This is a genomic window from Eubacterium barkeri (assembly GCF_900107125.1).
Lineage (GTDB): Bacteria > Bacillota > Clostridia > Eubacteriales > Eubacteriaceae > Eubacterium_O > Eubacterium_O barkeri.
Genome location: NZ_FNOU01000019.1, coordinates 1 through 4753 on the forward strand (window position 1 = coordinate 1; position 4753 = coordinate 4753).

At 45.1% G+C, this 4753-nt stretch carries 8 protein-coding genes; 6 read left to right on the forward strand and 2 right to left on the reverse strand.

Translation table 11 applies throughout. From position 1 onward, the window contains the following. Positions 1–252: 252 nt before the first annotated feature. The 5 genes from rplS to BLU30_RS10715 all read left to right on the forward strand — a co-directional run bounded on the left by rplS (position 253) and on the right by BLU30_RS10715 (position 3291). Positions 253–594 carry a 50S ribosomal protein L19 gene (gene rplS, locus BLU30_RS10695; RefSeq protein ID WP_090246270.1) on the forward strand — a complete coding sequence of 114 codons (342 nt, stop codon included), beginning with the start codon at positions 253–255 and terminating at the stop codon, positions 592–594. Positions 595–798: 204 nt separating this feature from the next. Beyond that, a complete protein-coding gene (gene lepB, locus BLU30_RS10700; protein WP_090246272.1) occupies positions 799–1323 on the forward strand; it encodes a signal peptidase I in 525 nt (174 codons plus the stop codon). Continuing rightward, the gene (gene ylqF / locus BLU30_RS10705) at positions 1324–2163 is read left to right on the forward strand and encodes a ribosome biogenesis GTPase YlqF (RefSeq protein ID WP_090246274.1); all 840 of its coding nucleotides are present in this window, start codon (positions 1324–1326) and stop codon (positions 2161–2163) included. Next, on the forward strand, positions 2144–2923 hold the full coding sequence (locus BLU30_RS10710; RefSeq protein ID WP_090246275.1) for a ribonuclease HII: 780 nt from the start codon (positions 2144–2146) through the stop codon (positions 2921–2923). The genes ylqF and BLU30_RS10710 overlap by 20 nt, the downstream gene beginning before the upstream one ends. Beyond that, the gene (locus BLU30_RS10715; RefSeq protein ID WP_090246277.1) at positions 2920–3291 is read left to right on the forward strand and encodes a YraN family protein; all 372 of its coding nucleotides are present in this window, start codon (positions 2920–2922) and stop codon (positions 3289–3291) included. The genes BLU30_RS10710 and BLU30_RS10715 overlap by 4 nt, the downstream gene beginning before the upstream one ends. 28 nt (positions 3292–3319) lie before the next feature. On the opposite strand, the gene BLU30_RS10720 is transcribed toward BLU30_RS10715, so the two are convergent. Then, entirely contained in the window at positions 3320–3640 is a 321-nt protein-coding gene (locus BLU30_RS10720; protein WP_090246278.1) for a nucleoside triphosphate pyrophosphohydrolase, read from the reverse strand. Between the two features lie 92 nt (positions 3641–3732). Between BLU30_RS10720 and BLU30_RS10725 the strand changes: the two genes are divergently transcribed. Further along, a complete protein-coding gene (locus tag BLU30_RS10725) occupies positions 3733–4494 on the forward strand; it encodes a ZIP family metal transporter (RefSeq protein WP_090246280.1) in 762 nt (253 codons plus the stop codon). Positions 4495–4502: 8 nt separating this feature from the next. Here BLU30_RS10725 and BLU30_RS14360 read toward each other — a convergent pair. Then, positions 4503–4753 (reverse strand): hypothetical protein (locus BLU30_RS14360; protein WP_207648007.1); only part of this gene is annotated, 251 nt, incomplete at its 5' end.

Consider the following 4753-nt stretch of genomic DNA (forward strand, 5'->3'; position numbering starts at 1 on the left):
TGACGAATGAGGGCTAACCCTTTGTTCGTCAGCGCCTGGGGTCCGGGGTGAATCTTTTTTATCCTCACCCTGACCGCGCTACATCACTTTGTCTACGCTTTGTTGAGCGCGGAAGCGCTCTTTTTTGTTTTCTGAAAAATAAGAGCTTGCATTCATATTGGTTTTCAGTTAAAATATGAAGGTATGTTAATTATGAGATGGTCCGCTGTATGGTGACATATAAGAACGTCGAAATCCAAGAAGGAGATTGTTATGGATATCATTAAAAAAATTCAGCAGGAAAACATGAAGGCCGAAAAGCCAGAATTCCGAGTGGGGGATACTGTCCGTGTCCACGTTCGTGTTATTGAAGGTAAGCGGGAAAGAATCCAGATGTTTGAAGGCGTCGTGCTTAAAAAACAGCACGGTGGTGTGAGCGAAACCTTCACCGTTCGTAAGATTTCTTCCGGAATCGGTGTGGAAAGAACCTTCCCCATCCATTCACCTAAAATTGAAAAGGTCGACGTTATCCGTAAGGGTAAGGTACGTCGTGCAAAACTGAACTACTTAAGAAGCCGTGTCGGTAAAGCCGCAAAGGTTAAAGAACGTATTTAGTCGTTTTGAAAAGAAGGGGGCCAATTTCGGTCCCCTTGTTTTGTATTACGCGTTAGCTAACAGAAGTATAAAGATGTAATTGCACCTTTACACGGCGCAGCCATGAACGAGTGAAGCAAAGCGGAACGAGTAGATACTTCAATAGGTGCATAAAAATGGAAGTGCAATCAACAGAAGGTACTTCCAGGGAAGGATTTGGAAACTATGGCAGAACAGAAACGTGAAAAATCAGAATTACGGGAGTGGATTCAATCCATTGTCATTGCCGTCGTTCTGGCGTTTGTTATCAAAATGTTTTTATTTGATTTTGTATTGGTTCAGGGCTCCTCAATGTTCCCCACCCTCAAAAATGGGGATCGCCTGGTGATTAATAAAATTGAATATTCCATTGGGGCTCCAGACTATGGGGATATTGTCGTATTAAATTACAGTAAAAATGTGGAGTATGTCAAGCGGGTTATCGCCAAGGGCGGTGACACCATTGCCATTAAGGACCAGATTGTTTATTTAAATGGTCAGCCATTGAATGAGACTTATGTCAATCCCGATCCTTATGAGGATTTTGAAATGGTGACCGTACCAGAAGGGAAGTATTTTGTGATGGGTGATAATCGAGCCAATAGTTCCGACAGTCGTTACCAAAGCCTGGGATTTGTGGATGAGGATGCCATCATTGGGCATGTCATTTTCCGTTTTTGGCCCTTGAGTACCTTTGGTGTGGTGAAATAAATGGCGAAAAGTGATGCAATTCAATGGTACCCGGGTCATATGGCTAAGGCTGGGCGCCAAATTCGTGAGAAGCTTAAGCTCATTGATACCGTTATTGAAGTCATAGATGCCCGGGTGCCCGTCGCAAGTCGGAATCCGGACATTGCTCAGTACACGGCATTTAAACGCCATATCATCCTTTTAAATAAGGCGGATTTGGCTGATCCTGTGCAAAGTGAACGGTGGAAGGCTTATTTTGAGCAAGAAGAGGGCGTTGATGCAGTGCTTTTATTTAACGCCTTTGACTTAAAGGATAAAAAAAAGCTGGTGGAAACCATTTGGAAGTACAATCCAAAGGAAAAAAATCAGCTGAAATGTTTGCTTTGTGGGATTCCCAATGTGGGGAAGAGCACGGTCATCAATGCCCTCATTGGTAAGAAAAAAACCCAGATTGGCAACAAGCCTGGTGTCACCAAGGGCCAGCAATGGCTGACGACACCCGACGGTTTGATGCTTTTAGACACCCCGGGGATTTTATGGCCTAAATTTGAAGATGAAACCATCGGTGTCCATTTAGCCTGGATTGGCTCTATTAAAGATACGATTTTTGAAAAGGAAAATATTGCCGGGGATTTAATGAAATTTTTGGTGGCACGTTATCCTGCATTGGTCGAAGCCCAATATAATATCACCACCCACGGCAGGACCGTGCCGGAGGTCTTTGACGCCATGGCCATCAGTCGGGGACTGCTCCTTAGAGGCGGCGATCTCGATTATTACCGCGCCTGTGAAATGCTTTTGGGGGATTTTAAAAATGGGAGAATCGGGAGGATTACCATTGATGAATGTCCAAAAGCTTAGGGAACTGTCGGTAGCAGCCCTTAAAAATGCCGTTGCTGAAGTGCCTGTAACGGACTATCTAATGCTCTCCGAAGCATTGGCAATGGATTCCCGAAAGGCAGTCCAAAGCCTGGGGATGAAGCTGAGAAGGGATTACGAAAAGTACCAGACGGCACTGGCAAAAACCCAGGAGATGCTGGAGATTGAAAGACAGCTTCGGCAGAAGGGGTACCAGGCTATTTGTGGTCTGGATGAGGTGGGGCGTGGTCCCTTGGCAGGACCGGTGGTTTGCGCTGCGGTCATTATGCCACCGGAATCCCAGCTGCTGTATGTCGATGATTCCAAAAAGCTTTCGGCAAAAAAACGTGAAATGCTGGCACATCAAATTCGTGAAGAGGCTCTGGCCTGGTCCATTGGCATTAAATCACCGGAAACCATCGACGCCATCAATATCCTTCAGGCGACTAAGTCGGCCATGGGGGATGCCGTGGAGGCGCTAACCACCATTCCGGATTTACTCCTGATCGATGCCCTGGAAATTCCTTCGGCCATTCCAGTGGAGTCCGTTATCCATGGCGATGCTCGGTGTTATAGTATTGCAGCGGCTAGTATATTGGCCAAGGTTTACCGGGATGAGCTTATGTGTGGTTATGACGAGGTGTACCCAGAATATGGCTTTGTGCGAAACATGGGGTATGGGACGGCAGAGCATATTGCGGCCTTGAAGGCCTATGGCCCGACCCCCATCCACCGGCAAAGCTTTATACAAAATTTCCGATGAGTAAAAAAGCGAACAAAAAGAAGGGGGACTGGGGAGAATGCCAGGCCCTGGATATCCTAATCGGTAAAGGACATTGTCTTTTAGCTAAAAATTATCGCTGTAAAATGGGAGAGGTTGATTTAATTACCCGTTTGGGGGATACCATTGTTTTCACAGAGGTAAAATATCGGAGTGGATTGACCTATGGAACCCCTGGCCAGGCCGTGGATTATCGAAAGCAGCGTCATATTATAAAGACAGCCTTGCATTATATCAAGCAAAAACATTTGTTTCAAGAAAATGTGCGCTTTGATGTGATAGAATTATTAGATTCTAAAGATGGGCTTATCGCAAATCATATTGAGAATGCCTTTTTAATGGCATTTTAAAAGCGGTGGCTGGAAACCACCGCTTTGCTTATTCCATATCTTCTACCGATATCAAAAAGACACGACCGGAATAGCTCCCTTTATGCTCTTTGTTTTGGAGCTTAAGGTAGTCAATATGCATGGGTTCGAATTCAAAGCTTTCGGTAATGGCCCCCAGGAGTTCATAAATATCTGAAAGCTCATCCTCTGAAGGTTTTTTTGAAAAGATGTTTGCCTTTTCGAGAAGCTTTTCAGTCAAGGCCGTTCGCATTTCACTGTTGCTTAATACCTTGAATTCGCATCGCCGTCCGCTCTCTTTAATGATTTCAGGGATTCTATCCCTAACCAGCTGATTATATTGGTGCTTCATAGATTCACTCCCTTGTGTTCTGATTTGTTTTAATCCTACTCTGCCAACCTTAGTTTCACCTAAAAGACGGGAGGTCGATTACACTGATTTTAATGATTATTTGTATTGTCGCGGCATCGCTGATGACCTTGGTTGGAGGAATGATTTTTATCACGATCAACGAAAAACACCCTTCGACGATTGCGCTGCTGACAGCCTTATCTGCAGGATTTCTGCTTTCCATTATTTTTGTGGGCATCATTCCGGAAGCCTCGGAAATGATGGAAGCGTCGATTCCAAGCCATCAGGGATGGCTTTTGCCTCTTTCAGTCGCTGGAGGGGCTTTTCTGATTGTTTTTTTCGAAAAACTTCTACCAGTTCAGCATCACCATGATTTATCGCCCCAGGAGGCTGTTTGTCATACCCGGGACCGCTTGTTCTACATCACTCTGATTGCCTTTGGGCTACATAGCCTCTTTGAACTCATCAGCGTTTTGATTGCAGGGGCTTCGGATATGACCGTTGGCATTCTTTTGGCCCTGGTCATTGCCATTCATAATATTCCCATCGGCTTTATCATTGTGGCACAGTTAGATGCTTTAGGCATCGCACCCCGGAAGACGAAAAAGGGGATGGTGGCCCTGGTTGTCGGTCAATCGGCATTGGCCATTCTATGTTATTGGCTGCTTTCCTTTATTATTACAGAAGCCATCCAGGGAATTTTGCTGGCAGTCACTGCAGGGGTTATGTTGTATCTCCTTTTTGATGAATTGCTTCCAGGGATTTATCGTGAGGAAGATCAGCATCATATCAATTATGCTATTTTAGCTGGTGCTTTGGTCATGCTTCTGTTTTTAAACCTCGTTGGGGGTTGATGTGATGATTAGGCATAAGCTAACGGGAGTACAAAGAAATAGTCAATAAAAAAACCAGGATTTTTTCCTGGCTCAAAGCGTAGACAAAGTGCCTTTGCGTGGTCAGGGAGAGGATAAAAAAGATTCACCCCGGACCCCAAGCGCTGATGAACAAAGGGAAAGTTCTCAGTCGTCAGTGCGCAAAACCTTCGGTTTTGATAAGGTTTAGGGCGGGTTTGCTTTCTTAATTTGATGAAAGCCCAAAACGCCAGCCCGCAGG